The sequence below is a fragment of the Nocardia sp. NPDC050793 genome (assembly GCF_040654065.1).
In the GTDB taxonomy this organism is placed as follows: domain Bacteria; phylum Actinomycetota; class Actinomycetes; order Mycobacteriales; family Mycobacteriaceae; genus Nocardia.
Map to the genome: position 1 here is coordinate 310,256 of NZ_JBFAHG010000001.1, position 25,309 is coordinate 335,564.

Sequence of the window (25,309 nt, forward strand, 5' to 3'; positions counted from 1 at the left end):
CTCGGCGACGTCCGGCTACCGCCCGCGCACGGCGCGAGCGAGGACGGAGGCGCGCTCGAGCGGTTGCCCGGAATGCCCGCCGCGGGAACGGAATTCCCGCGGCGGGCAACCGCCCCAGCGGCGGAAGGCGCGGATGAACGAGGCCGATTCGGTGTAGCCGAACCGGGTGGCGATCTGTTCGATGGTCATGCGCGTGCGGCCGAGCAGTACTCGCGAATTCCCTTCGGAGGGAAGGGCAGCGACGCTACGCCGCGGTGCGCACGTGGGCGATCGCGGGCGGGATGTCGCGCAGCACCGGCACCCGCTCGAACAGCGGGAGCGTGGCGGGCAGCGGACCGTGCGCCGGACTGTACGACGAGACCGTCACCTCCGTCACCTTCCGGCTCCACGAGCGCACCAGGGCCGCGAGGTCGCTGCGCCGGACGCCCCACGGCATCGGCGGCGCCTCGTAGTGCGGCGTCTTGCGGAAGCCGCGCATCGTCTTGCGGGAGAACCAGGGCGGGATGGTGTCGAACATCAGCTCGACGCCGGGAAATCGGTCAAGGATCGCCGAGCACAGCTGCCGCACCTGCTCCGGCTCGAAGTACATGAAAAGCCCTTGCGCCGTGACGAATACGCCGCGCGACGGATCCACCTCGGCCAGCCAGGCGGTGTCCAGCGCGCTCACGGGCAGGTGCCTGCACCGCTCGCTGGGCGGCAGGAATCGTTCGCGCACCGCGATCGCGTCCGGCACGTCCACGCACAGCCATCGCACCCGCCCGTCGTCGCAGCGCTGGAACTGCGTCTCGAGCCCGGCCGCGAGTTCCACCACCGTGCCGCCGGGGTGCGCCGCGAGCCAGGGCCGCAGCACCGCGTCGAACTTCTTGGACCGCACCGCGTGCGTGCCGTCCGGCTTGCCGAAGGCCCGCTCGTAGTCGAAGGCGATCGCGTCGTAGATCCGCTCGCAGGCGGGATCGCGCAGGATCGCGTCGGGCCGTTTGGACTCGCTGGCCCGGTTGTGCAGGGTCCAGAGCATGGTCAGCGGGATACCGTCGAGTTCGACGTCGGCGCCCATGGTTCGTCCTCTCACTCGGTCGGCCGGCGTGACCCCGCACCCGGCCGCAGTAATGAAATCGATATTCAATAAGAGCTAAGGACAACCTAACTCAGGACCACTGCCCGCGCAACGGCTTCGATTCTCCTCCGGGCACCCGTCGGCGGCTCCCGACTCAGTCGAACGATTCGGTGCGTTCGGCGATCTCGGCCAGCAGCTTCGCCGGACCGGCGGGCGGAAAACGCGGGCGCCAGATCGCACGGAACTGCCTGGTCAACGCGGTGGCATCGGCCACAGGAACCTCGACGAGCGTCCCGCGCTCGAGCTCGGGCGCGGCGATCAATCTGCTGAGCACCGCGGGCGCGAGGGCCGTCCGCGCGGCAGCGATGATCGTGGCCGCCGAGCCCAGTTCCGCGGCCGGTCTGGCGGGCTCGCCATGGGCGCTGAGCACCTCCCAGACGGCGTCGCGGGTCCCCGATCCCGATTCCCGCCACAGCAGCGCGGTGGCGGCCAGCTCGCGCAGCGGCACCGGCCCGCGGCGGCGCGCCCACGGATGGGTGGGAGCGACCACGACCACGAGTTCGTCCGCGCCGAGCACCCGGCTGCCGAGGTCCGGGGGCGGGTGCGGACCCTCGACGAACCCGATGTCGGCGGCCTCGCGGCGGACCAGCTCCAGCACCTGACTGCTGTTGGCCACCTCCAAGGCGACCGCCACTTCGGGGTGGACAGCGCGCAGTGCCTGCAACCACTGCGGAATCCGATGGTCGGCAATGGTTTTGGAGGCAGCGACGCGCAATCGGGGGACGCTGCCCGCGCGCAGGGCGGACACCGCTGCGCCGAACGAGCGAGCCGCCTCGAGCACCGGGCGCGCGTGGTCGACCACCGCCCGGCCCGCCTCGGTCAAGGCCGAACCGGTCGGCCCGCGGTCGAGCAGCCGCAGGTGCAGCCTGCGTTCCAGCGCGCTGATGCGCATACTGGCGGCGGGCTGGCTGATGCCGTGGCGGCGGGCGGCGGCACCGAGGCTGCCGAGTTCGGCGACGGACACGAGCAGGTCGAGTACGTCCAGATCGGGCGTTCCCGGTGGCAGCGTCATGGGCGCGGATTTCGGTCCTGGCGACCCTGGGCACGATGGGCTGACATAAGCGGATCTTATGAGGTCGTCCGAAAGCGCTCTCTACCTGGGTGACGTCCGTGGCGCGAGGCTGAAAGCGTGTTCTGCTCCCCTCGCCATCTACCCGGGCTCGCGCTGGTCGCCGGGCTCGCCACCGTCGCGACGCTGATCGGCCGGGCCGTGCCCGTCGTCGGAGCGCCGGTGTTCGCGCTGGCCGTCGGTGCGCTGGTCGGCCTCGCGGGCAGGAGGGCCGTCGACGAGGACGGCGTGTTCGGCCCCGGACTGTCGGTGACCAGACAGCGCGTGCTCGGACTCGCCATCGTGCTGCTCGGGTTGGGACTGCCGTTCGGCGCGGTGCTGAGCGTGGGCAGGCAGACGTCGGTAGTGCTGGTCGGCACGGTGGTGGCGGGCGCGGTCGCCGCGGTCGTGGTCGGCAGGCTGCTGGCGCTCGATCGAGAGTCGGCGACGCTGGTCGCGGTAGGGACGACGATCTGCGGCGCATCCGCCATCGCGGCGGCGACCGCGGTCATCAAGCCGGACCGGGAACGGGTCGCCTACGCGCTCGGCACCATATTCGTCTTCAATGTCCTTGCCGTGCTGACCTTTCCGCCGCTGGGTCGGCTGCTCGGCATGTCCGAGGAGGCATTCGGGCTGTGGGCGGGCACGGCGATCAACGACACCTCCTCGGTGCTGGCGGCGGGCGCGATCTTCGGGCCCGCGGCGGCGCAGTTCGCGGTGATCGTGAAATTGGTGCGCAGCTTGCTGATCGTGCCGATGTGCGTGGGCCTGCATCTGGGGCGGCGCGGCGCTCGGAATTTCGGCGCTGGCCAACGCAACGCTGGGCGACACGACGCTGAGTGGCACGACGACAGGAAACCCGACAGCGGGCAACGCGGCATTGGACAACCCGACGCTAGGCGACACGACCACGGCAAACCCGACAGCGGGCAACGGGGCGCGCGGCAGCCCGACGCCGAGATCGACGACCGCCGCTCGGCGTGGCAGGTGGTACCCCTGTTCGTGGTGCTCTTCGTGGCGGCTTCGGTGATCGCCGGGTTCGGGCTGGTGCCCGAATCGTGGTCCAGGCCGCTGGGCGCGGTGAGCGCATGGCTGATCGCAGCGGTGCTGGCGGCGATCGGGACGTCGCTGTCGTGGCAACGGGTGCGCACCGCAGGTGTTCGGCCGCTGGTCTTCGGCGGGGCCCTCGGACTGGTGCTCGCGGTGTCGTGCCTGGCCTTGCAGCAGGCCACCGGGTGGCTCTGAGCTTTCAAGCGACGAGGCTGCGCCGTGCCGCGCTGGTTCCGCGGTGCTGGCGGCGATCGGGACGTCACTCTCGTGGCAGCGGGTGCGCGCGGCGGGTATCCGCCCCATGATGGAGCCCTCGATCTCGTACTCGCGGTGTCGCGCTTGGCTTTGCGGCAACTCACCGGCTGGCTCTGAGTATTCGGCGTGACGAGCCGTGGCCGACTGACGCATGTGCGCCGACCGTTGCCGTCCGGGCGACGCTCGCCGGAACGAGGGACAATGGCGGGGTGACGTGCCTCGTGTGGTACGCCGCCTACGGCTCCAACATGCATCACCGCCGCCTGCACTGTTATCTCGAGGGCGGCCGACCCGAGGGCGGCGCGATCGAACTTCCCGGGTGCCGCGACCATTCCGCGCCGCGGCAGTCCCGGCCGCTCACGCTGCCCGGCCTGCTCTACTTCGCTACCGAATCGCTCACCTGGACCGGCGGCCGCGGCTTCTACGCGCCGGACGCCGCGGGAGAGACCGCCGCCCGCGCCTACCTGCTGACGGCCGCGCAGTTCTCCGACATCGTCGCCCAGGAGATGTACCGCCCGCCGGGCGAGGACTTGGACTTGACCGAGGTGCTCGCCAACGGCCGCACCGCGCTCGGCCTCGGTCGCTACGAAACCCTGGTCCGCACAGGCACTCTCGATGGCCGCCCCATCCTCACCTGCACCGCCCCCTGGCGCTACACCGACCTCCCCGGCAACCCGCCATCCTCCGCCTACCTGCGCCATTTGGCGGCGGGCATCACCGAATCACACGGCTGGCCTCTCCCCCGCACCGCCGCCTACCTGGCCACCCGCCCCGGCGCCGACCTGCGCTGGACCCCCACTGCGGTCGCCAATCTCCTGCGGACCACCGATCCCCCGCCCCTACCCGCCCAGTGACGCCCACCCTCGCAAACGGTTCACACGCCTCGCAGAGCCTGTAAGCCCTGCGGGGCGTCGAAATGGTCTGCGTGGTCGTTCGCCATCCCCGAAAAGCGTCCGGCCGCACGGAAACCCGTGCGGCCGGAGGCGAAAAGGTAAGGATCAGGCCAGGTTCAGGGAGCGGCCGATGATCTCCTTCATGATTTCGGTGGTGCCGCCGTAGATGGTCTGGACGCGAGCATCCATGTAGGCCTTGGCGATCGGGTATTCCTTCATGTAGCCGTAGCCGCCGTGCAGCTGGAGGCAGCGGTCGATGAGGTCGAGCTGTTCCTCGGTGGTCCACCACTTGGCCATGGCGGCGTCCTCGGCGGAGAGCTTGCCCGCGTTGAGGTCCTCGATGAAGCGGTCGACCATGATGCGCACGGCGGTGGTCTTGGTGGCCAGTTCGGCGAGCACGAAACGGGTGTTCTGCTGCGCGCCGATCGGCTTGCCGAACGCCTTGCGGTCGCGCACGTACTGGCAGGTCATGTCCAGCGAGGCCTCCATGGCGGCAGCGGCCATGACGGCGATGGACATGCGCTCCTGGGGCAGGTTGTGCATCAGGTGGATGAAACCCATGCCCTCGGTGCCGAGCAGGTTCTTGCCGGGCACCCGGACGTCGGTGAAGCTGAGCTCGGCGGTGTCCTGGGCCTTGAGGCCGAGCTTGTCCAGGTTGCGGCCACGTTCGAAGCCCGCCATGCCGCGCTCGACCACCAGCAGGCTGAAGCCCATGGCGCCCTTCTCGGGGTCGGTCTGGGCGACCACGATGACGATGTCGGCGTTGATGCCGTTGGTGATGAAGGTCTTGGCGCCGTTGAGGATCCAGTCGTCGCCGTCGCGCACCGCGCGGGTCTTGATGCCCTGCAGGTCCGAGCCGGTGCCGGGCTCGGTCATCGCGATGGCGGTGATGATCTCGCCGGAACAGAACTTGGGCAGCCACCGCTGCTTCTGCTCGTCATTGGCCAGCTCCAGCAGGTACGGCGCGACGACGTCGTTGTGCAGCGAGAAGCCGAGGCCGGAGTACTGCCCCTTCACGCACTCCTCGGTGACGATCGCGTTGTAGCGGAAGTCGCGCACTCCGCCGCCGCCGAACTCCTCCGGGACGGCCATGCCGAGGAAGCCCTGCTTGCCCGCCTCGAGCCAGACCGCGCGATCGACGATGCCCTGCTCTTCCCACTTCGCGTGGTTCGGCGCGACGTGCTGATCGAGAAACTTGCGGAACGACTCCCGGAACAGATCGTGTTCGGGCTCGAACAGTGTGCGCTCCACACCAACCTCCTAGTGACCACACCGGGCGGTCCACACCGACCCGTCGTTACCGAATACGGTACCCGGATCACGAATGGCAGTTCACTTCACGTCCAGAATTCGTGGTTTCACCTGGTATGGGCGACGCATCCACGGGCACTTTCCGACCGATTCCCGACAAACCTGAACACGGATGAGTCGATAGCTTTCAGCTATTGAAATGAGTCAAGAGCGAAGGCCGAGCCCCTTGGCCAGCACCGGCCAGGACGCGACGAGCGCGTCCTCCCAATAGCCCCACGAGTGCGTGCCGACCGGCTGGAAATCGAAGGTCGCGGGTATGCCGAGCTCGGTCAGACGCTCCCGCATGTTGTACGTGCAGTAGTTCGATGCTGCCTCGAGTGCGCCGCCAATGGTGAGCTGATTGACCCATCCGCCCACGCCGGGCAGGGTATACGGGCAGTCGAGGGTATCCCACCGGCCAGGGATGCCGGTGCGGTATTCGCTCAGAAAGGAAGCAATCCGCGCACCCGGCCGACGAGGGTGCGGCCCGCGTCGCGGTCGCGCTCGGCGAACAGGAACTTCAACTCCTCTTCGAGCGCCTTGCGCACCACGTCGCGCAGGTCGGTGGCGGCAGTGTCGAGGTCGTCGGCGTCGCACCACGGCGCCGGATCGATCGGCGCGCCCGCGGAGAAGTAGAACCGTTCGGGACGCGGGATCGGTGTCGGGCCCAGACCGCGCAGCAGTGGCGGGGTGAGCTCGCGCTTGAGGCCGAGCGCCTCGACCGTCCAGCGCAGCGGGCGCATCACCGGATGGTCGCCGTCGAAGACGATGTCGTAGGCGTCGTCCACGCCGATCATCGCGACCGGCACGATCGGCGCGCCCGCCTCGATCGCCATGCGCGCGAACCCGCTGCGCCCCTCCCACTTGAGCAGGTACTTCTCGTTCTTGCGACGCACCGCCTCGCGCCCGCCGCCGGGGAAGACGATGACCGCCTCGCCCCGCGCGAGCAGCGCCATGCAGTTGTGCCGGTTACCGCGGACCGCGCCGTAGTAGTGCAGGAAGTGGCGCAAGCCCGGCACCGCGATGAGCACGTTCTCGGCGAGGCCCCGAATCAGCCTGCCGCGGCGGCGCAGCACCGCGGGCATGAGCAGCGGGGCGTCGATGCCGCCCATCAGGTTGTGATTGCCGACGAGCAGCACCGGGCCGTCGGCGGGAATGTTGTCCAGGCCGTAGAAGCGCGGACTCGTCCAGGCTCGCAGCGGCGCGAGCAGGGCTTCGATCAGCCGGATGTCGGTCTCGTCGAGACGCACCTCGAGCGGCGCCCCGTCGGTCAGCACCGCTGCGGTAGGCGAGGATTCAGGCATTGGTGGCTACCCCATCGCATGTCGGATCCCAGCACATCGTCGTACGGAATTTCACGTCCCCTGCGCCGCAATCGAATACGGCTTCGGGGGCCACCCTACCCGAAGGCTTTGGAACAGGTTGCAACATGGGCGGCGGTTTTGTGTGGCCGGTCACAACACCAGCCCGCGCCGGACCGGCGACCCGCGAGCGATTCGACGTCGAATTCCCTTGCGACCGAACGCGGTCCGAGGCGTAGCCGAACCACCGCGACACGAGAAACCGACACGCCACGTCCGCATCCGCGGATATCGAACGTGACGGTCGGTTCTATTTCCGTCCCTCGGCGGGCGCTACCCTTCGTCGGGCGCCGCGCCGTCGCCGCCCGCGTGGGCGTATTCCGAGAGCGCCGCGGCCAACGCGTGCGGCACTCGCGCCCTGACCCTGGTTCCCGACTCCTCGTGGGTGGAGGACAGGATCCGGCCGTCGGCGTGGATGCGGGCCAGCAGATCGCCGCGGGTATACGGCAGCAGCACGCCGACCTCGACATCCAGCCCGCCGAGCACCTCGGCCAGCCGGTCGAGCAGGCCTTCGATGCCCTCGCCTTGCCGCGCCGAGACGAACTCGGCGTCCGGCAGCAGGGCACGCAGCCTGGTCAGCTCCATCGGAGCGACGGCATCGATCTTGTTGAGCACCAGCAGTTCCGGCGGAGCGGCCGAACCCTGCTCCTTGATCACGTCGGTGATCACCTCGCGCACGGCCTTGATCTGATCCGCGGGCATCGCGTCGGAGCCGTCCACCACGTGCAGCAGCAGATCGGCGCCGGTGACCTCCTCCAGGGTCGAGCGGAACGCTTCGACCAACTGGGTCGGCAGGTGCCGCACGAACCCGACGGTGTCGGTGAACACGACCTCGCGGCCGTCGTCCAGATCGGCCCGCCGGGTGGTCGGATCCAGGGTGGCGAACAGCGCGTCCTGGACCAGGAGGCCCGCACCGGTGAGCGCGTTCATCAGGCTGGACTTGCCCGCGTTGGTGTAGCCGACGATGGCGACCTGCGGGATACCCGAGGACGCCCGCCGCGCCCGCTTCGTCTCCCGCGCGGTCTTCATCTCGCGGATCTCGCGCCGGAGCTTGGCCATGCGCTCGCGGATGCGGCGGCGGTCGGTTTCGATCTTGGTCTCACCGGGACCGCGCAGACCGACGCCGCCGTTGCTGCCCGCACGACCACCGGCCTGCCGGGACATCGACTCACCCCAGCCACGCAGCCTCGGCAGCATGTACTCCATCTGGGCCAGGGCGACCTGCGCCTTGCCCTCGCTGGAGGTGGCGTGCTGGGCGAAGATGTCCAGGATCAGGGCGGTCCGGTCGATCACCTTCACCTTGACCACCTTCTCCAGCGCGGTCAGCTGGGCCGGTGTCAGTTCACCGTCGCAGATGACGGTGTCGGCGCCGGTCTCCAGCACCACCGAGCGGAGCTCGTCGGCCTTGCCGGAACCGATGTAGGTGGCCGGGTCGGGACGGTCGCGACGCTGGATCAGCGCCTCGAGCACCTCCGAACCGGCGGTCTCGGCGAGCGCGGCCAGCTCGGCCATGCTCGCCTCGGCCTGAGCCACCGAGCCCGAGGTCCACACGCCGACCAGCACCACCCGTTCCAGGCGCAGCTGCCGGTACTCGACCTCGGTGATGTCGGCGAGTTCGGTGGACAGACCGGCGACGCGGCGCAGCGAGCTGCGTTCGTCCAGCTGCAGTTCACCGACCGTCGGCTCCATCGTCCAGCCGTTGCGCTTCATCCGGGCGGCATGTTCGGCCACCACGTCACCGGAGCGCTCGGTGTCCTCGGCCGAGTCGACGAAATCGTCATCGGCCGGATTGATGTCATACGTCTCTGAATTCCTCATACACCATCCATGCTGCCACGGTGGGACCACCGGGCGCATTCCGTTATCGCCGAGCGCGCTCAGCGCCCGTTCCACCATCGTTCGGCGAGCGTGCCGGTGGCGACCAGCACCGAAGGCCCGCGCAGCCAGGCCGACCCGCCTTCGAGGCGCACCGTGACCGCTCCGCCGGGCACCCGGACCGTGACCTGGCCGGAGTCCTGCGCGATGCGGAAGCCGTCGGCGGCCAGCGCCGCCGCGGCCGCCGCCACGGTTCCCGTTCCGCACGAACGGGTTTCGCCGACGCCACGCTCGTAGACGCGCATGTCGACCGCGCGGTCCGCGTCCAGCCGGGTCAGGATCTCGACGTTCACCCCGTGCGGGAAGAGGTCGGGGTCGTAGCCGGGCGAGACGGTCAGGTCGAGCTTGCCGAGCGCCTCGGCCGACAGCCCGGAGTCGACGCAAGCCAGATGCGGGTTGCCGACATCGATGCCGATCCCCGGGTAAGGCCAACCCCCGATGGTCGCGGTCGATTCCCCGAGTTCCTTCACCCGGCCCATCGTGACGGTCACCTCGCCATCGACCGGACCGCCCGCGTGTACGGTGACCGGCCGGGCGCCCGCCCTGCTGCCCACCACGTACTCCGCGCGCGGCTCGCGACCGGTCGCGGCCAGGTAGTGCGCGAACACTCGCACACCGTTGCCGCACATCTCGGCCAGGGAGCCGTCGGCGTTGCGGTAGTCCATGAACCAGTCGTCCGCGCCGACGCCCTCGGGCAGGTCAGCGAGCACGCCTGCGTCCCGCAGCGCACCGGCCCGCGCGACGCGCAGCACGCCGTCGGCCCCGAGACCGCGCTGCCGGTCGCAGAGCGCGCCGACGCGGTCCGGAGTCAGGTCGAGCCGGACATCCTCGTCGGGCAGCACCACGAAGTCGTTCTGGGTGCCGTGCCCCTTCGTGAATTCGATGTCCGTCACGCGTGTGCTCTCCTCATGGTCGTCATTTGGCAAACGTCCGGCGCTGCCGGGAAATTTCGTACAGTGCCACCGCGGCGGCCGAAGGCGCGCCGAGCGAGCTCGCGGTGCCGCCCATCGGGATGGACACCAAGTCGTCGCACGCGTCTTGCCAGGCGGCGCTCATCCCGCTGGTCTCGTTGCCGATGACCACGATGGTGGCCTCGGTGAAATCGTGGTCGAACACCGCGTGCGAGCCGTGCTCGTCGGTGCCAACGATCCGGGTCGGAATGCCGCGCGCGACCTGCCGCTCGCGCAATTCCAGCACCTGTGCGGGCCCGGCGGCGCGGTAGACGGGGACCGCGAACAGCGAGCCGGTGGAGGCGCGCACCGATTGCGGGTCGTACTGGTCGGCGCCGTGCCCGGTGACGATGACCGCGCACGCGCCGAAGGCGTCCGCCGACCGGATCAGGGTGCCCAGATTGCCCGGCGAGCTCGGCCGGTCGAACACCACGACGACCGGCGGGTCCTCGCCGGGTTCGCCAGGCTCGAAGGTCGCCAGCTGGGGCTGACGCGAGATCGCGACGGCCACCAATTCCGGTACCCCGCTTGTCTTTTCGCCCAGCTCCGCGATCAGCTCCGGCACCAGGCCGACCTGCGGAACGTCGGTGCTGTCGAGCACCTCCCTCGCCCAGCCGGAGAGGTCGGGCGCGCCGAGCCGGTAGAGCAGCGTCTCCAGCGGCCACCCGTTGGCGAGCGCCTGGGTGATCGGGCGCACGCCCTGCACCAGGAACCGGCTGTCGCGGTGGCGCTTGGTGCGATTGTTCAGGTATGCCTGCCACACCTGCACGGAAGCGTTGCGGGTGCTGACACGTCTGGTCACTGAGGGGTCCGTTCTGTGCTGTCGATGGAACCCGCGCTGTCGATCGCACCCGGCCTCTCGGTCGCACCATGGCCTTCGCTCGCACCAGTGCTTTCGATGGCCCCCGAGCTTTCAACGGCACGCAGCGCGGAGTCGAGCAGGTTCGGATCCGCGCCGTCCACCCAGCGCACCCGGGGATCGCGGCGGAACCAGGAGCGCTGCCTGCGCACGTAGCGGCGGGTGCCGATGAACGTGCGTTCCTCGGCGTGGTTCAGGTCGTATTCGTTGTCGAGGTAGGCGAGGACTTGCGCGTAGCCGATGGCCCGGCGCGCGGTGACGCCCGCGCGCAGGCCCTGGTCGATCAGTCCGCGCACCTCGTCGACCAGCCCGGTCTGGAACATCAGCGCGGTGCGTCGCTCGATGCGCGCGTCCAGTTCGGCGGTGTCGCGGTCGACACCGAGGATGACGGTGTTCCAGCGCGGCGCGCCGATGGTGGGCGCCGAGGCCGCGAACGGCTGCCCGGTGAGCTCGACGACCTCGAGCGCCCGCACCATGCGGCGGCCGTCGGTGGGCAGGATGGTGGCGGCCGCGACCGGATCCGCCGCGCGCAGCGCCGCGTGCACGGCGGCCACGCCCTGCTCGGCCAGGACTTGCTCCCAGCGGGCGCGCACCGCCGGATCGGTGGCCGGGAACTCCCACTCGTCCAGCAGCGCCTGCACGTACATCATCGAGCCGCCCACGATGATCGGGGTGCGGCCGCGAGCCATGATGTCCTCGACGTCGGCGGCAGCCGACCGCTGGTAGGTCGCCACGCTCGCGGTCTCGGTCACCGCGAGCACATCGAGCTGGTGGTGCGGGATGCCGCGCCGTTGTGCCACGGGCAGCTTGGCGGTGCCGATGTCCATGCCGCGATAGAGCTGCATCGCATCGATGTTCACGATCTCCCCGTCGAGGCGGGCCGCGAGATCCAGTCCGAGATCGGACTTGCCGGTGGCGGTGGGACCGACCACCGCGATCGGCACTGTCATCGCACCTCCCTTTCCGGTCGCCAGACGCTCACGTGATAGCCAACTCCGAAAGGCGCGTCACGGTAGTGGGTTTCGACGGATGGATCCGACGGATCCGCGGCGAACAGACCGCCCAGCACTTGATAGGCGGCCCGCCCCGACAGGGCCAGCTCGGCGCACAGCGCGGGATCGAGCGCGCGCAGGGCCGACCGGTCGCCCGCGCTCAGCGCGCGGTCGAGCTCGGCTTGCAGCGGAGCGGCGCGCTCGTCGAGATAGCCGGGCGATTTGACGGTCAGGGTGGCGGCGCCGTCGGCGACGACGAGGACCCCGCGCGGCTCGTCGCCGGCGTCGAGTTCGGCGCGCAGCGCCGCGCCGAGTTCCAGGCATCGCGCCGGGTCGGTATCGGCCGCGATCAGGCGCGCTGTGGCGCGGGCGTCCGGCGCGACGCGTCCCCGCAACCATCCGGCGATCAGGGCGGGCAGCGGAAGCCGCGGATCCGGAGCAAACCCGGGCGCGTCGGCGAGCGCCACCCGCACGTCCGCGCCGAATCCGCAGAAAGTTCCCGCGGATTCCGGGCCGAGCTCACCGTCGGCGGCCCCGACGCCGAGCACCGTCCACCGCTGCGTCACGGCCGCCAGCTCCCTTGCGGCGTCGAGCGCGGCCGCGCGCAGCACGGCGGGCGGGTCGGCCGGATCCGCCCCCGCTCCGACCGCCGCACCACCGCCTAGTTCGGGCACCAGGATCGGCGGCGACGGGACCAGGGCCGCAATACTGAACACGCGCTAAACCGTATCTGTTCGGCCCGCGGGCCCGGTGCACGGTGGTACCGAGACGCCCGCCGGTCGGCTTCGAGTGTCTGTAGCGTCAATTGGCCCCGAGATTGATAGTGTCGACATGCGACGACCCAGGTCACCACGGGTTGTCCGCCCGGAGCTCTATTCCGGGGAGAGCGTAGAGCAATGGTCTCGAGAGCTCGGACCGGGTTCAATGGGATGAGCTAGGGCGTAACCAGGCAGCCGTGACGCGCGGCAGGGACGGAGAATGATGACCGACAGCAACGGAACCGCGAAGGCCACTCCCGGCACGACACCGCGCCCCTCCGGTGCCCCGAAGCCCGGTGGCCAGAAAACTCATCCCAAGCCCCACGCGGTCAAGCCCGCGCCGGGCCCGGCCGATCAGCAGCACCCGCACGCGGTGGTCGTACCCACCGTCACCGACCCCAGCCGCTGGGGCCGGGTCGACGAAGACGGCACCGCCTGGGTGAAGACGGCAGAGGGCGAACGGATCGTCGGATCCTGGCAGGCAGGCGACGCCGCCGAGGGCCTCGCGCACTTCGGCCGCCGCTTCGACGACCTCGCCACCGAGGTCGCGCTGCTCGAAGCGCGGCTCGCGGCAGGCGCCGACGCCCGCAAGACCAAGGCCGCCGCGCTGACGCTGGCCGAATCGCTGCCCACCGCCGCCGTCATCGGCGACATCGACGGGCTGGCCAAGCGGCTACAGGCGATCACCGAGCACTCCGAGGAAGCGGCCGCGCACGCCAAGGAGGAGAAGGAGCGCGCCCGCCACGAGCACACCGAGCGCAAGGAAGCGCTCTGCGCCGAGGCCGAGCAGATCGCCGCCGAATCCACCCAGTGGAAGGCCGCGGGCGACCGGCTGCGCGAGATCCTCGACGAGTGGAAGTCCATCCGCGGCGTCGACCGCAAGGTCGACGACGCGCTGTGGAAGCGCTACTCGAAGGCCCGCGAGTCCTTCAACCGCCGCCGCGGCGCGCACTTCGCCGAACTCGACCGCGAGCGGGCCGCCGCCAAGGGGCGCAAGGAAGAGCTGTGTGTGCGCGCCGAGGAACTGTCCGGTTCCACCGACTGGGTCGGCACCGCCGCCGTCTTCCGCGACCTGCTCGCCGAGTGGAAGGCCGCGGGCCGCGCGCCGCGCGAGGCCGACGAGGCGCTGTGGCGGCGCTTCAAGAGCGCACAGGACGTGTTCTTCGCGGCGCGCAACGCCGCGGTCTCCGAACGCGACGCCGAGTTCGAGGCGAACGCGTCCGCCAAAGAGGAGCTGCTGCACGCCTACGAGCACATCGACCCGGCGAGCGGACTGGACACCGCCAGGGCGCAGCTGCGCGAGCTACAGGACAAATGGGACGCCATCGGCAAGGTGCCGCGGGAACGCATCCAGGAGCTCGAGGGCAAGCTGCGCTCCATCGAGAAGCGGGTCCGCGACGCGGTGGACGCTCAGTGGCGGCGCACCGACCCCGAGGCCGTGGCGCGCGCTGCTCAGTTCCGCGAGAAGGTCGCTCAGTTCGAGGAGCAGGCGGCCAAGGCTCAGGCGGCGGGCAAGCAGCGCGACGCCGAGAAGGCGCTCGAGCAGGCCAAGCAGTGGCGCGAGTGGGCCGAGGCCGCGGAGGGCGCCGTCAGCAACCGCTGACCCGCGACTTCGATTGGCGGCCAACGTCTTTCGGCGCGTCGGTAGCGTTGACCCGTGCGACTGGTATGGGACGCGTGGGGCCACGTGCTGATGGTGTGGGCGTGCGCGGTGCCCGCGCTGGTCGCGGCGATCGTCTCGATGACGCGGTGGCGGGTGCGCCACGGGCTGACTCCGGAGCTGGCGCTGCGATACACGGCGGCCGAGGTGGGGCTGGTCGCGGGAACACTGCCCTGGGTGTGGATGATCCTGACGCCGGTCGCGGCCGAAGGCGCGGTCAGTGCCGTACCGCTGCGGGACCTCGTGGCGACGATCAGTGATTCACCGTCGAGCGCGGTCGTCCAAATCGGAGCGAACACACTGCTGTTCGTGCCGCTGGGGTTCTTCCTTCCGCTGCGCTTCCCCCAATTCGCGGGCGTCGCGCGGATGACGGCGCTCGGCGCGGCGGTGTCGGCGACGCTGGAAATCGCGCAGTACGTGTTCGATCTCGGCCGCGTGTCCTCCGTCGACGACGTGCTGATGAACGCCGCGGGCGCGGGCTTGGGCGCGCTGCTGGCGCAGATCCATGTCGCGCGGCGGGATGCCGGTCGCTCACGCAGCGCGCGCGTGCTCGCGCACTTCGGCTGGGCTGCTTGACGCTGCCCTGCTCCAGGTGACGCCGCTGCGGGCGGGGGTGCTCAGGAGTCGCCGAGCAGCCTGCGGCGGTCGCGCTCCTCGGCGGCGGCCGCGGCGTTGCGGCGCTGTTCCTCGGCGGCCAGGTGCATGGTGGTCCGGCTCCACACCACGCGGATCCAGTGGAAGGTCAGCACCATGACGGCCAGCGTGCCGATGATCAGGCCGATGCCGGGGCCCGCCCCGATGTAGTTGCCGAGGCCGGGGGTCTGGCGGTGCCAGATGGAGAAGACGCCGAACACGCTGGCGATGGCCGAACCCGCGACCGCGATCCAGGCCAGCACCCAGCGCCGGGTCATCAAGGCCAGCAACGAGAAGCCGATGCCGAACACCACGACGAACCAGACGAAGATGCGCGAGGGCAGCCCGATGTGCTCGATGCGGGTGGTGTCGGTGGCGAGCAGTACGTCGAAGCCGCGCGCGCTGCCCGCGTGCGACAGCACCAGCGAGAACAGCAGCACGAACACCGCGCCGGCCACCACCATGGCGCGGATGCCGGGATCGATCTCGCCGGCCAGGCGTCGCTCGACAGCGTCGAGCTCGTCACGGAACTGCTCGAAATCCTTGCTGCTCTCGACCGAGCTCACGGCGCTGTCGTCTCCTTCGACTGGATGATCGGCGTGGGACTTGTCCGAGTCCACTGTGCCAGCACCGTCGGCCGCCACGTCATCCGACCCACTACGCGCGGTAGTACCGGATTCGGGTTCGCGCGCGTTCGCGGCGGCGTCGGCCGCACCCCGCGCGGAATCGTCGTGGCCCCGGCGTGGGGTCTCGTCGTCTCCCGCGGCGGGGCGCTCGCTCATGCCTGCGCCTCGCTGGCGCTCGGCTCCGGCATGCGCGAGGCGCACTGGCACATGATTCGCTCGCTACGCTCGCTCATGCCTGCGCCTCGCTGACGCTCGGCACCGGCATGCGCGAGGCGCACTCACACATGATTCGCTCGCTCATACGTCGCAGCCCGTCGCGCAACCGGAGGCGATCGGCTCCTGGGCTGGCGCGCCAATCGTGGGCAGCCCGAGACCGACGCCGATGGGCGCGGTCTTCGGCGTGACGCCGCGCTCGTGCGCGTCGCCCGCCCGTGTCCTGCGGTGGGTCTTGATCGGGGCGTCCGCGATCAAGTGGTGCGGCGCGGCTTCGGTGATGTCGACAGTGATCACGTCGCCGGGACGCACGGTCTCGGCGGTGCCGCCGGGCCGGAAGTGCACCAGCCTGCCGTCGCGGGCCCGCCCGCTCATTCGCGCGGTCGCGGCGTTCTTCTTGCCCGCGCCCTCCGCGACGAGCAGCTCCACCTCGGTGCCGAGCAGCGCGCGGTTGGCCTCCAGCGAGACCTCCTCCTGCAGCGCGATCAGCCGGTCGTAGCGTTCCTGGACCACCTGCTTGGGCAGCTGGTCGGGCATGTCGGCGGCGGGCGTGCCTGGCCGCTTCGAGTACTGGAAGGTGAACGCGCTGGTGAAGCGGGCCTGGCGCACCACGTCCAGCGTCTCCTGGAAGTCCTCCTCGGTCTCGCCGGGGAAGCCGACGATGATGTCGGTGGTGATGGCGGCGTGCGGCATGGCCGCGCGAACCTTCTCGATGATGCCCAGGTAGCGCGCCTTGCGATAGGAGCGCCGCATGGCCTTGAGCACCCGGTCCGACCCGGACTGCAACGGCATGTGCAGCTGCGGGCAGATGTTCGGCGTCTCGGCCATCGCCTCGATGACGTCGTCGGTGAACTCGGCCGGGTGCGGCGAGGTGAACCGGACGCGCTCGAGACCGTCGATGCCGCCGCAGGCGCGCAGCAGCTTCGCGAACGCGCTGCGGTCGCGCGGCTCGGCCGGGTCGACGAAGTTGACGCCGTAGGAGTTCACGTTCTGGCCGAGCAGCGTCACCTCGAGCACGCCCTGATCGACCAGCGCCTGCACCTCGGCGAGCACGTCGCCGGGACGGCGGTCCACCTCCTTGCCGCGCAGCGACGGCACGATGCAGAACGTGCAGGTGTTGTTGCAGCCCACCGAGATCGACACCCAGCCCGCGTAGGCGGACTCGCGCTTGGCGGGCAGCGTCGACGGGAAAGCCTCCAGCGATTCGAGGATCTCGACTTGCGCCTCTTCGTTGTGCCGCGCCCGCTCCAGCAGCACCGGCAGCGAGCCGAGGTTGTGCGTGCCGAACACCACGTCCACCCACGGCGCCTTGCGCACGACGGTGTCGCGGTCCTTCTGCGCCAGGCAGCCGCCGACGGCGATCTGCATGCCCGGCCTGTCCGCCTTGATCGGGGCCAGGTGGCCGAGCGTGCCGTAGAGCTTGTTGTCGGCGTTCTCGCGCACCGCGCACGTGTTGAAGACCACGAGGTCCGCCGTCGCCCCCGGCGCGGCCTTCACGTAGCCCGCGTCCTCCAGCAGGCCGGACAAGCGTTCGGAATCGTGCACGTTCATCTGGCACCCGAAGGTGCGGACCTCGTAACTGCGCACTCCCGCCACAATCTGTCCGATCGAATCCACCCATCCAGGGTACGGGGGCCCGTCGAGCGGGTTTCGAGCGCATCGCCGCAGGCTCGGGGGCTCGCCGAGGCCCCGAGCCGGAAGCGGCCGAGACGTTACAGAACTGTGACGTTTCGGCGTGGCGGATCGGTGTGTCGCCGAAACCGGGGCAAATTCGGTTTTTCCCCTTAAGGTCAAGGACCATGACCGACGCCGCCGCCGCGCCCGACACGACCGGGGACGCCACGAGCTTGGACAAGGGCCCCGCCACCAGCGCGCCGCCGATGATCTCGATGCGCAATGTGGACAAACACTTCGGTGACCTGCACGTGTTGCGCGATATCAATCTCGAGGTCCCCAAGGGACAGGTCGTCATCGTCCTCGGCCCCTCGGGTTCCGGGAAATCGACCCTGTGCCGCACCATCAACAGGCTCGAGCCGATCGACTCCGGCGACATCGCCGTCGACGGCGTGCCGCTACCTGCCGAGGGCAAGGCGCTTGCCGCGCTGCGCGCCGACGTCGGCATGGTGTTCCAATCGTTCAACCTGTTCGCGCACAAGACCATCATCGAGAACGTGATGCTCGCGCCGACCAAGGTGCGCAAGATCAAGAAGGACGCGGCGCGAACCCGCGCCATGGAACTGCTCGAGCGGGTCGGCATCGCCAACCAGGCCGACAAGTACCCGGCTCAGCTGTCCGGCGGACAGCAGCAGCGCGTGGCCATCGCCCGCGCGCTGGCGATGAACCCGAAGGTGATGCTGTTCGACGAGCCGACGTCGGCGCTGGACCCGGAGATGGTCAACGAGGTGCTCGAGGTGATGGTCTCGCTGGCCAAGGACGGCATGACGATGCTGGTGGTCACCCATGAGATGGGCTTCGCGCGCCGCGCGGGCAATCGAGTGCTTTTCATGGCCGACGGTCAGGTGGTCGAGGACACCGAGCCGGAAACCTTCTTCACCGCACCGAAATCCGAGCGCGCCAAAGACTTCCTGGGCAAGATTCTCAGTCACTGACCCACCCGGTACAGACGACGGCATCGACAGTCACACAAAAAGTTAGGAACTCGATGAGGATCAATCGTGCACTTCGACTCGGAGTCGGGGCGCTCGCCCTGGCTTTGGCCGCCACCGCCTGCGGCGGCGGTGACGAGGGCAGCGCCCTCGACCACGCCAAGGAAGGCAAACTCACCATCGGCATCAAGTTCGACCAGCCGGGTCTGGGTCTGCGCACCAAGGACGGCTCCTACACCGGCTTCGACGTCGAGGTCGCCAAGTACGTCGCCGGAAAGCTCGGCGTGCAGCCGGATTCCATCACCTTCAAGGAAGCGCCGACGCCGCAGCGCGAGACGCTGATCGAGAACGGTCAGGTCGACTTCGTCGTCGGCACCTACTCGATCACCGACAAGCGCAAGGACAAAGTGGATTTCGCGGGCCCGTACTACGTGGCGGGCCAGTCACTGCTGGTGAAGGCGGACAACACCGAGATCACCGGCGTCGAATCCCTCACCGGCAACAAGAAGCTCTGCTCGGTGAAGGGCTCCACCCCCGCGCAGAACGTCAAGGAGAAGTACGCCAAGGACGTTCAGCTGCAGGAGTTCGACACCTACTCGCTGTGCGTCGAGGCGCTGCGCAACGGCTCGGTCGACGCGGTGACCACCGACGACATCATCCTCGCCGGTTTCGCCGCGCAGTCGCCCGGCCAGCTGAAAGTGGTCGGCAAGGCCTTCACCACCGAGAACTACGGCATCGGTCTGAAGAAGGGTGATCAGGAGACCCGCGACAAGATCAACGACGCGATCGAGGCGATGATCGCCGACGGCTCGTGGGCCAAGGCGCTCGAGCAGAACGTCGGCGGCTCCGGCTTCACCCCCTCGCCCGCTCCGCAGGTGAACCGCTACTGAGATTCGTCACGCGGGTGGTCCGGGGCGATCCTCCGGGCCACCCGCTCGGCTCACCGATGAACCATGCCACACCGATGGGAGGGACGCGCCGGCCGTGTTCGATCTGATCTCGGAATACGACGCCAAGATCCTGGAAGCCTTCTGGGTCACGATCAAATTGACCGCGTTCTCCGCGGTCGGGGCGCTGATACTCGGCACAATCGTCGCCGCGATGCGGGTGTCCCCCGTGCCGGTGGCCCGCTGGGTGGGCACCGCCTACGTCACGATCTTTCGCAACACCCCGCTCACGCTGATCATCATCTTCTGCTCGCTGGGTCTGTACTCGACGCTGGGCTGGACGATCGCGGGCGATTCGATCACCGACAACAACTACCGCTGGGCCATCGTCGGCTTGAGCGTCTATACCGCCTCGTTCGTCTGTGAGTCGCTGCGCGCGGGCATCAACACGGTGCCGCTCGGCCAGTCCGAGGCGGGTCGCTCCCTCGGCTTCGGCTTCACCCAGAATCTGCGGCTCGTGGTTCTTCCGCAAGCCTTCCGGTCCGTGATCGCGCCGCTGGGCAGCGTGCTCATCGCGTTGACCAAGAACTCCACCATCGCCGCGGCGATCGGTGTCGCCGAGGCCGCCAACCTGATGGCGGAGATGATCGAGACCGAGGCCGCGCTGCTCGCCATCGGCGCGATCTTCGCGCTCGGGTTCGTCATCATCACCCTGCCCACGGGCCTGCTGTTCGGCTGGCTCGCCAAGCGATACGAGGTCGCCCGATGAGTGCCGGCGCTTCCGTACTTTTCGACGCGCCGGGGCCAAAGGCTCGGCTGCGCAACATTGTCTATTCGTTGGTGGTGGTCGCCCTCGTGGTGGCGGCCGGGATCCTGCTCTTCCGCGCGTTCGCTGAAAAGGGTCAGCTCGAGGCGGCGAAGTGGGAGCCGTTCCTCGACAGCGACATCTGGTCGACCTACCTCTTGCCGGGTCTGCGGGGCACCATCGTCGCGGCGCTCCTCTCCATCGTCTTCGCGATGGTGATCGGCATGATCTTCGGCATCCTGCGCCTGTCCGACCATCGTCCGGTGCGGCTCGTCGCGGGCGCGATCGTCGAATTCGCCAGGGCCATCCCCGTGCTGATCCTGATGATCTTCCTGTTCGCCCTCTACAGCGAATACAACCTGTTCAAGTCCGACGACCTCGCGCTGGCCGCGGTGGTGACGGCGCTGACGATCTACAACGGCTCGGTGATCGCCGAGATCGTGCGCGCGGGCATTCGTTCGCTGCCGAAGGGCCAGACGGAGGCCGCGTTCGCGCTCGGGATGCGCAAGAACCAGCTGATGCGACTGATCCTGCTGCCGCAGGCCATCACCGCGATGCTGCCGGCGCTGGTCTCGCAAATGGTTGTCGCGCTGAAGGATACGGCGCTGGGTTACCAGATCACCTACGTCGAGATCGTCCGCTCGGGCCAGCAGCTGGGTGCGGCGGAGCAGAACCCGCTGCCTGCGCTGATCGTCGTGGCGATCATCATGATCGCGCTGAACAGCACGCTGACGATGGTGGCGACCAGGCTGGAGCGCAGGCTGCGGTCGCGCAAGCGCGCCAAGGGCGGGACCGTCCTCGCCGCGGATTCGATCATCACGGATGCCGCCCCCGGCGTCGACGTGGTGAAGACGCCGTAGACCTGCGCGCGTAAGGCGTTAGCGGACAAGGAAGTTCGGGAGAGAAACGGGAGCGCGCCGATCTCGGTGGGCTACCGTTTCTCTCCCGTCGCGCCCGGGGGCTGCGTCTGCGGGATCGGTGCTACGCGGAGTACCGGTAGAAACCCTCGCCGGTCGCGATGCCGAGTTTGCCCTTGTCGATGTAGTTGTCCTTGAGCCAGGCCGCCAGGCGCTGAGCGTCCTCGTCGCCGTGCACGAGGATGTTGTAGGGGGTCGTGAGGCCGATGACGTCGAGGATCTGGAACGGGCCCATCGGCGCGCCGGTGGCGATCCGCCACGTCTTGTCAACGGCCTCCGGGTCGGCGTAGCCGCCCGCGCCGAGCGCCATGGCCGAGTTCAGGAACGGCACGAGCAGCGAGTTGAGCACGTAACCCGCCTTCTCCTTGTGCACTTCGATCGGGACCATGCCGATCGCCTCGGCGAAGTCGACGAGGGCACGGAACACCGCGGGGTCGGTGTCCGCCGTGCCCATGATCTCGGCGGTGTTGAACTTCCACACCTGGTTCGCGAAGTGCAGCGCGAGGAACTTGTCCGGCCGGCCGGTGGAGTCCTTGATGTCGCTCGGTAGCAGGGTCGAGGAGTTCGTCGCGAAGATGGTCCGCTCAGGGGAAACCTCGCCGAGGTGTCGGTAGATCTCCTGTTTGAGGGTCAGCACCTCGGGCACCGCCTCGATCACCAGGTCGGCGTCCTTCACCGCTTCGGCGAGGTCGATGGTGAGCGCGATGCCCGACGCGGTCAGCTCCGCCTTGCCTCCCGCGGCGCCAGGCACCTCGGCGACATAGATCGCGGCGAGTTTGGCGAACCGCTCCCGCGCGGCCTCGAGCGCGGGTTCGTTGATGTCGTAGGCGGTGACGTCGAAGCCGCGGAACGCGGTCTGGTAGGCGATCTGCGAACCGAGCACCCCGGTCCCCAGGACTGTCACGTTACGGATGTCGATGGCCATACTCGTTCTCCTCCCTCGTCACGGGGCACGGTCCGCCGTGCACGGCAGCGAGACGAAATCCCTCATCTGCGCCGGAGCCACGGCGCGCGGTCCCCGCGCGGTACGACCCCACTCTCCGTGGACTCCCTACCCCCATCATGGTCCGGCGTGCGCCGGTGCGCGGACGAACGACCGACCGGCATCGGACATATCGACCGCACACGAGTTACGATTCGGCAAACCTTCGGGGCGGGCCGCGGAGGTTCAGCGACGGGACCGTGATGGCCTCGCCCGCCTGCCACACGCGCACGCGCGGACGCGGATGCAGGATCGGTCGGGATCCCGGTAGCAATCGAATGGGCGAGCACCGACCACACCCCCGCGAGCACCGACCGACTTCCTCGATCGGCTGCCGGTACGGCGGTGAAATGGGCCACACCCCGTCACGTCGGCTGGTGCTGTCTTGTCTCTTGATCGAAGACACCCACTCAGCCATGGAGAAAGTCATGCGATTCAGAGTCTGGTTCCGCCGCCTGGCCCTCGGGCTCACCGCCGTCGTGGCCACCGTGTTCGCGATCGCCTTGCCGGTCGCGTACGCCGGTGAGCCGCCGAACTCGGACCTGCCCTCCCGCTATCTCACCCGCGTCGAATCCCGTTACGTCGAGACCGATCTCGCCCGCTTCCACTACACCGTGTCCGGGAGCGGATCGCCGGTGGTGCTGATCGCCGGCGGTGGTCTGTGGGGCTACTCCTGGCGCGATGTGGCCCCCGCGCTGGCTCAGCAGCACACCGTCTACGCGGTCGACCTGCCCAGTCAGGGTTACACCGAATTGCGCAGCGCCGGTTTCGCTTTCGATCTGCCTGCTATGGCGGAGGCCATTGCGGTCTTCCTCGACGCCGTGGGCCTGGACCGTACCGCGCTGGTCGGGCACTCGTGGGGTGGGGCGTGGAGCCTGTACTTCGCCGAGCAGCATCCGGAACGGGTCGAGCGGCTCGTGCTGCTGGATTCCCCTGGGCTGGACGCGGAAAAGGCGCCGATCACACCGCTTTTCCAGACGCCGGTGGTCGGTGAGCTGCTCAACGATCTCACGACCCGGTCGTTCTACACCGACAGCATTCGCGGCACGTTCGTGCACAAGGATCTGGTCACCGACGAACTGATCGACGAGTTCTACTCGCCGTTTGCTCGCCCCGCCAACCGCGCCGGATTCCTGGCGCTGTGGCGCAATCTCGACTACCGCCTCACCGACGCGGGTCTCGACCAGGTGAGCGCACCCACTCTGGTGCTGTGGGGCGGAGACGACGAATGGCTGCCGCCCTCGCAGGCGACCCGATTGGCCGACCGCATCCCCGACGCCGACGCGGTCATCGTGCCCGGCTGCGGCCACACCGTCCATGAAGACTGCCCCGCCGCGGTGATCCCGCGGATCACCGCGTTCCTGAGCTGATCTCTCGTGGTGCTCGCGGGCGAACCCGAGCGCCTCCGATTTCTACCGGAACCCTCAGTCCGGCGGATCGCCCGCCTCGTCGGTTTGCTCCGCACTCCAGTCGGCCTCGGCGAGTTCGGCTTTCACCACGGTGAAGGCCGTGGACTGGCTGTAGCCGCGGCGGGCGAGCATGCCGACGAGGCGGCGCATGGCCTTGTCGCGGTCCAGATCCCGAGGCAATGTGCGGAGCTTGCGGCGCACCAATTCGGTGGCGCGGGACTGCTCGTCGTCGGAGCTGATCGCCTCCAGAGCGGGCGCGGCGTCGGCGAGCGCGACGCCCTTGCGGCGCAGCTCCTGGGCGAGCGCCTGTCTGCCCTTGCCGGAGAAGGTGTGCCGGGAGTGGACCCATTGCTCGGCGAAGGCGGCGTCGTCGACGAGGCCGACCTCGGCGAGGCGGTCGAGGGCGCGCTCGGTGATCTCGGCGGTGAAACCCTTGGCGGCCATTCGCTGCGCCAGTTCGGCGCGGCTGCGGGCGCGGACGGCGAGCAGACGAAGACACGCCTCCTTCGCCTGCTCGACCGTCCCGCCTTCGGGGGTGCGTTCCGACGTCGACCGGCCAGCGCCCGCCTCCGCCTCCCGCGCATCCCCTGCGGATCCGGCCGCCACCGGATCCACCCGTCGGCCGGTGTTCCGACCGGTCTCGACCGTCCGGGAGTCGTTGCGGCGTGAACTGTTCCGCCGCGCGCGCCGGGACGAGTGGGAGGACCCGGTCGAGCCCGCCCGCTGCGGATCGGGCGTGCTCGACCGGGCTCCCAGGATGTCCGCGTCGGCCGAACCACCATCGGCCGACCGGACCGGTCCCGGCTCCCGTGCGCCGGGGCGGGATCCGTGGCTTTCCACGGATCGCCCGTCGGCGGACAGGAGTTCGTGCAGTCGGCGCCGCATGTCGTGCACCGGATCGGGCCGCTCGGCGGCGGCTCGATCACGGCGCGGCGGCCGACCGGAGATGGACTCAGAAATCGGCGGGCACCTCGCCCGCGGCATCCGCGGTCACGTCGGCGCCGATACCGAGCTTCTCCTTGATCTTCTTCTCGATCTCGTCGCGCACGTCGGTGTTCTCCAGCAGGAACTTGCGGGCGTTCTCCTTGCCCTGGCCCAGCTGGTCGCCCTCGTAGGTGTACCAGGAGCCGGACTTGCGGATGAAGCCCTGCTCGACACCCATGTCGATGAGCGAGCCTTCCTTGGAGATGCCGTGCCCGTACAGGATGTCGAACTCGGCCTGCTTGAACGGCGGCGAGACCTTGTTCTTGACGACCTTGACGCGGGTGCGGTTGCCGACCGCGTCGCTGCCGTCCTTGAGGGTCTCGATGCGGCGCACGTCCAGGCGCACCGAGGCGTAGAACTTCAGCGCCTTACCACCGGTGGTGGTCTCGGGCGAACCGAACATGACGCCGATCTTCTCGCGCAGCTGGTTGATGAAGATGGCGGTGGTGCCGGAGTTGTTCAGCGCGCTGGTCATCTTGCGCAGCGCCTGGCTCATCAGGCGAGCCTGCAGACCGACGTGGCTGTCGCCCATCTCGCCCTCGATCTCGGCGCGCGGCACCAGCGCGGCGACGGAGTCGATGACGATGATGTCGATGGCGCCCGAGCGCACCAGCATGTCGGCGATCTCCAGCGCCTGTTCACCGGTGTCGGGCTGGGAGACGAGCAGCGCGTCGGTGTCGACGCCGAGCTTGCGGGCGTAGTCCGGGTCGAGGGCGTGCTCGGCGTCGATAAACGCCGCGACGCCGCCCGCCGCCTGCGCGTTGGCTACCGCGTGCAGCGCGACGGTGGTCTTACCCGAGGACTCCGGGCCGTAGATCTCGACGACGCGGCCCCGCGGCAGACCGCCGATGCCGAGGGCGACGTCCAGCGCGATGGACCCGGTCGGAATCACCGAGATGGGCTGGCGCGCCTCCTCACCGAGCCGCATCACCGCGCCCTTGCCGAAGCTCTTCTCCACCTGGGCGAGGGCGAGCTCGAGCGCCTTGTCGCGGTCGTACGCCTGTGGTGCCATGTCGTTGGTCCCCTTTTCGACGGGTAAGTCTCTCGATCTGTGGTTGGCGCCCACATTAGAGGGCGGCACCGACAAGTTCTGACGACAAGACTAGACGAACAAGTGTTCGAGTCAAGCGACGCGCCCCGCG

General features: G+C 69.2%; 25 protein-coding genes. 9 read left to right on the top strand and 16 right to left on the bottom strand.

The features are described from left to right. Positions 1-15: 15 nt before the first annotated feature. From AB0H50_RS01280 to AB0H50_RS01290, 3 genes are all read right to left on the bottom strand, one after another. Complete coding sequence (locus AB0H50_RS01280) at positions 16-207, bottom strand: helix-turn-helix domain-containing protein (protein WP_357447158.1); 192 nt, start codon at positions 205-207, stop codon at positions 16-18. A gap of 37 nt (positions 208-244) precedes the next feature. Next, complete coding sequence (locus AB0H50_RS01285) at positions 245-1,054, bottom strand: class I SAM-dependent methyltransferase (RefSeq protein WP_357444875.1); 810 nt, start codon at positions 1,052-1,054, stop codon at positions 245-247. A gap of 154 nt (positions 1,055-1,208) precedes the next feature. Continuing rightward, on the bottom strand, positions 1,209-2,126 hold the full coding sequence (locus AB0H50_RS01290; RefSeq protein WP_357444878.1) for a LysR substrate-binding domain-containing protein: 918 nt from the start codon (positions 2,124-2,126) through the stop codon (positions 1,209-1,211). 117 nt (positions 2,127-2,243) lie between these two features. Here AB0H50_RS01290 and AB0H50_RS01295 point away from each other — a divergent pair, with 117 nt between their 5' ends. Beyond that, entirely contained in the window at positions 2,244-3,407 is a 1,164-nt protein-coding gene (locus AB0H50_RS01295) for a putative sulfate exporter family transporter (RefSeq protein ID WP_357444881.1), read from the top strand. A gap of 269 nt (positions 3,408-3,676) precedes the next feature. Beyond that, positions 3,677-4,321, top strand: coding sequence for a histone deacetylase (locus tag AB0H50_RS01300; RefSeq protein WP_357444884.1), 645 nt, complete (start codon positions 3,677-3,679; stop codon positions 4,319-4,321). Positions 4,322-4,465: 144 nt separating this feature from the next. On the opposite strand, the gene AB0H50_RS01305 is transcribed toward AB0H50_RS01300, so the two are convergent. The 8 genes from AB0H50_RS01305 to AB0H50_RS01340 form a co-directional block, all read right to left on the bottom strand. Next, positions 4,466-5,611, bottom strand: coding sequence for an acyl-CoA dehydrogenase family protein (locus tag AB0H50_RS01305; RefSeq protein ID WP_357444887.1), 1,146 nt, complete (start codon positions 5,609-5,611; stop codon positions 4,466-4,468). Positions 5,612-5,815: 204 nt separating this feature from the next. Continuing rightward, complete coding sequence (locus AB0H50_RS01310) at positions 5,816-6,028, bottom strand: hypothetical protein (protein ID WP_357444891.1); 213 nt, start codon at positions 6,026-6,028, stop codon at positions 5,816-5,818. Positions 6,029-6,093: 65 nt separating this feature from the next. Beyond that, entirely contained in the window at positions 6,094-6,954 is an 861-nt protein-coding gene (locus AB0H50_RS01315; RefSeq protein ID WP_357444894.1) for a lysophospholipid acyltransferase family protein, read from the bottom strand. Between the two features lie 330 nt (positions 6,955-7,284). Further along, on the bottom strand, positions 7,285-8,721 hold the full coding sequence (gene hflX, locus AB0H50_RS01320; protein WP_357447161.1) for a GTPase HflX: 1,437 nt from the start codon (positions 8,719-8,721) through the stop codon (positions 7,285-7,287). Between the two features lie 167 nt (positions 8,722-8,888). Then, positions 8,889-9,770, bottom strand: a complete 882-nt coding sequence (gene dapF, locus AB0H50_RS01325; RefSeq protein WP_357447164.1) for a diaminopimelate epimerase — start codon at positions 9,768-9,770, stop codon at positions 8,889-8,891. A 31-nt stretch (positions 9,771-9,801) separates the two neighbouring features. Next, complete coding sequence (locus tag AB0H50_RS01330; protein ID WP_357444897.1) at positions 9,802-10,638, bottom strand: TrmH family RNA methyltransferase; 837 nt, start codon at positions 10,636-10,638, stop codon at positions 9,802-9,804. Then, on the bottom strand, positions 10,635-11,645 hold the full coding sequence (miaA, locus tag AB0H50_RS01335) for a tRNA (adenosine(37)-N6)-dimethylallyltransferase MiaA (protein ID WP_357444900.1): 1,011 nt from the start codon (positions 11,643-11,645) through the stop codon (positions 10,635-10,637). Before miaA ends, AB0H50_RS01330 begins: the two co-directional genes overlap by 4 nt. Then, on the bottom strand, positions 11,642-12,403 hold the full coding sequence (locus AB0H50_RS01340; protein ID WP_357444903.1) for a hypothetical protein: 762 nt from the start codon (positions 12,401-12,403) through the stop codon (positions 11,642-11,644). Before AB0H50_RS01340 ends, miaA begins: the two co-directional genes overlap by 4 nt. A 265-nt stretch (positions 12,404-12,668) precedes the next feature. On the opposite strand from AB0H50_RS01340, the gene AB0H50_RS01345 reads away from it, so the two are divergent. Beyond that, positions 12,669-14,048, top strand: a complete 1,380-nt coding sequence (locus AB0H50_RS01345) for a DUF349 domain-containing protein (RefSeq protein ID WP_357444906.1) — start codon at positions 12,669-12,671, stop codon at positions 14,046-14,048. Positions 14,049-14,102: 54 nt separating this feature from the next. After that, on the top strand, positions 14,103-14,681 hold the full coding sequence (locus AB0H50_RS01350; RefSeq protein ID WP_357444909.1) for a VanZ family protein: 579 nt from the start codon (positions 14,103-14,105) through the stop codon (positions 14,679-14,681). Positions 14,682-14,722: 41 nt separating this feature from the next. On the opposite strand, the gene AB0H50_RS01355 is transcribed toward AB0H50_RS01350, so the two are convergent. Together AB0H50_RS01355 and miaB are read right to left on the bottom strand one after the other, a co-directional pair. After that, the gene (locus tag AB0H50_RS01355) at positions 14,723-15,304 is read right to left on the bottom strand and encodes a hypothetical protein (RefSeq protein WP_357447167.1); all 582 of its coding nucleotides are present in this window, start codon (positions 15,302-15,304) and stop codon (positions 14,723-14,725) included. A gap of 357 nt (positions 15,305-15,661) precedes the next feature. Continuing rightward, a complete protein-coding gene (gene miaB, locus AB0H50_RS01360; protein ID WP_357444912.1) occupies positions 15,662-17,194 on the bottom strand; it encodes a tRNA (N6-isopentenyl adenosine(37)-C2)-methylthiotransferase MiaB in 1,533 nt (510 codons plus the stop codon). 263 nt (positions 17,195-17,457) lie between these two features. Here miaB and AB0H50_RS01365 point away from each other — a divergent pair, with 263 nt between their 5' ends. The 4 genes from AB0H50_RS01365 to AB0H50_RS01380 all read left to right on the top strand — a co-directional run bounded on the left by AB0H50_RS01365 (position 17,458) and on the right by AB0H50_RS01380 (position 20,735). After that, positions 17,458-18,186 (top strand): amino acid ABC transporter ATP-binding protein, encoded by a 729-nt coding sequence (locus AB0H50_RS01365; protein ID WP_357447170.1) that lies wholly within the window; start codon positions 17,458-17,460, stop codon positions 18,184-18,186. A gap of 53 nt (positions 18,187-18,239) precedes the next feature. Continuing rightward, the gene (locus AB0H50_RS01370; protein ID WP_357444915.1) at positions 18,240-19,073 is read left to right on the top strand and encodes a glutamate ABC transporter substrate-binding protein; all 834 of its coding nucleotides are present in this window, start codon (positions 18,240-18,242) and stop codon (positions 19,071-19,073) included. A gap of 94 nt (positions 19,074-19,167) precedes the next feature. Next, on the top strand, positions 19,168-19,839 hold the full coding sequence (locus AB0H50_RS01375) for an amino acid ABC transporter permease (RefSeq protein ID WP_357444918.1): 672 nt from the start codon (positions 19,168-19,170) through the stop codon (positions 19,837-19,839). Next, positions 19,836-20,735 carry an amino acid ABC transporter permease gene (locus AB0H50_RS01380; RefSeq protein ID WP_357444921.1) on the top strand — a complete coding sequence of 300 codons (900 nt, stop codon included), beginning with the start codon at positions 19,836-19,838 and terminating at the stop codon, positions 20,733-20,735. The genes AB0H50_RS01375 and AB0H50_RS01380 overlap by 4 nt, the downstream gene beginning before the upstream one ends. A 121-nt stretch (positions 20,736-20,856) precedes the next feature. On the opposite strand, the gene AB0H50_RS01385 is transcribed toward AB0H50_RS01380, so the two are convergent. Next, positions 20,857-21,717: a 3-hydroxyacyl-CoA dehydrogenase gene (locus tag AB0H50_RS01385; RefSeq protein ID WP_357444924.1), complete on the bottom strand. Its 861-nt coding sequence runs from the start codon at positions 21,715-21,717 to the stop codon at positions 20,857-20,859. 485 nt (positions 21,718-22,202) lie between these two features. On the opposite strand from AB0H50_RS01385, the gene AB0H50_RS01390 reads away from it, so the two are divergent. Further along, on the top strand, positions 22,203-23,144 hold the full coding sequence (locus AB0H50_RS01390) for an alpha/beta hydrolase (protein ID WP_357444927.1): 942 nt from the start codon (positions 22,203-22,205) through the stop codon (positions 23,142-23,144). A 54-nt stretch (positions 23,145-23,198) separates the two neighbouring features. On the opposite strand, the gene recX is transcribed toward AB0H50_RS01390, so the two are convergent. Further along, a complete protein-coding gene (gene recX / locus AB0H50_RS01395; RefSeq protein WP_357444930.1) occupies positions 23,199-23,789 on the bottom strand; it encodes a recombination regulator RecX in 591 nt (196 codons plus the stop codon). A 346-nt stretch (positions 23,790-24,135) separates the two neighbouring features. Further along, complete coding sequence (gene recA, locus AB0H50_RS01400; RefSeq protein WP_067782568.1) at positions 24,136-25,179, bottom strand: recombinase RecA; 1,044 nt, start codon at positions 25,177-25,179, stop codon at positions 24,136-24,138. Positions 25,180-25,309 lie beyond the last annotated feature (130 nt).

Bases quoted from the DNA above. Each gene is read 5' to 3' on its own strand.
- AB0H50_RS01285 (WP_357444875.1), bottom strand. From the start codon at position 1,054: ATGGGCGCCGACGTCGAACTCGACGGTATCCCGCTGACCATGCTCTGG.
- AB0H50_RS01290 (WP_357444878.1), bottom strand. From the start codon at position 2,126: ATGACGCTGCCACCGGGAACGCCCGATCTGGACGTACTCGACCTGCTC.
- AB0H50_RS01315 (WP_357444894.1), bottom strand. From the start codon at position 6,954: ATGCCTGAATCCTCGCCTACCGCAGCGGTGCTGACCGACGGGGCGCCG.
- hflX (WP_357447161.1), bottom strand. From the start codon at position 8,721: ATGAAGCGCAACGGCTGGACGATGGAGCCGACGGTCGGTGAACTGCAG.
- miaA (WP_357444900.1), bottom strand. From the start codon at position 11,645: ATGACAGTGCCGATCGCGGTGGTCGGTCCCACCGCCACCGGCAAGTCC.
- AB0H50_RS01345 (WP_357444906.1), top strand. From the start codon at position 12,669: ATGACCGACAGCAACGGAACCGCGAAGGCCACTCCCGGCACGACACCG.
- AB0H50_RS01365 (WP_357447170.1), top strand. From the start codon at position 17,458: ATGATCTCGATGCGCAATGTGGACAAACACTTCGGTGACCTGCACGTG.
- AB0H50_RS01370 (WP_357444915.1), top strand. From the start codon at position 18,240: ATGAGGATCAATCGTGCACTTCGACTCGGAGTCGGGGCGCTCGCCCTG.
- AB0H50_RS01380 (WP_357444921.1), top strand. From the start codon at position 19,836: ATGAGTGCCGGCGCTTCCGTACTTTTCGACGCGCCGGGGCCAAAGGCT.
- AB0H50_RS01385 (WP_357444924.1), bottom strand. From the start codon at position 21,717: ATGGCCATCGACATCCGTAACGTGACAGTCCTGGGGACCGGGGTGCTC.
- AB0H50_RS01390 (WP_357444927.1), top strand. From the start codon at position 22,203: ATGCGATTCAGAGTCTGGTTCCGCCGCCTGGCCCTCGGGCTCACCGCC.
- recA (WP_067782568.1), bottom strand. From the start codon at position 25,179: ATGGCACCACAGGCGTACGACCGCGACAAGGCGCTCGAGCTCGCCCTC.